General features: G+C 51.5%; 1 protein-coding gene. It reads left to right on the top strand.

Going from position 1 to position 618, the window contains the following annotated elements; translation table 11 throughout:
• The coding region (locus KK062_RS29910) for a LuxR C-terminal-related transcriptional regulator (protein ID WP_254088059.1) at positions 1–355 on the top strand (355 nt) is incomplete at its 5' end.
• Between the last annotated feature and the right edge of the window lie 263 nt (positions 356–618).

The following is a 618-nucleotide window of genomic DNA, read 5'->3' as shown; positions in this document are numbered from 1 at the left end:
CCTTAGTAACGGTGCGGACGGGTACCTGCTTAAGAAGGATTCTTCTGCGCAGCTGGTGCGGGCCATACAGGAAGTGTATGAGGGTGGCGCGCCGATGTCGCCGGGGATTGCGCACCGGGTGTTGCAGGCGTTTCGCCAGCCGAAGGCTACGGCAAAAAAAGAGTATAATATTACTGATCGCGAGCAGCAGGTGCTGGAATTACTCTCGCGGGGGGTTTCGTATCGGATGATTGGGTTGGAGCTCAGCATTTCGCCGGAGACAGTGAATAAGCATCTTAAGAATATTTATCAGAAACTGCATGTGCAGTGTGGGCCGGAAGCAGTGGCAAAGGCTATTCGCGAGCGGATTATTTGAGCACTGCACGGTACCCAGCTTACGACGTTGCCGCTAACGGCTGCTCGCCAGCGTCGTAACACTATTTCACGATCACGCTCACGCTGTTTCTTACCCAAAGGGGTTATTGTCTGATGGAGAGCAAACGGTTTGTTTTGTATTACCAAAACAACATTCCGAAGATTGAAACTGTGTATGAAAAAATCCCCTCGTAAAAAGACCCTCTTTTTTTTAAGACATGCTTGCATCCTGGCCGTCTTGCTGACGGTCGCAGGGTGCGGCAG

The organism is Dawidia cretensis, assembly GCF_018598175.1.
Taxonomy (GTDB): Bacteria; Bacteroidota; Bacteroidia; order Cytophagales; family Cyclobacteriaceae; genus Ohtaekwangia; species Ohtaekwangia cretensis.
This window is presented reverse-complemented; position numbering and strand designations above follow the sequence as displayed.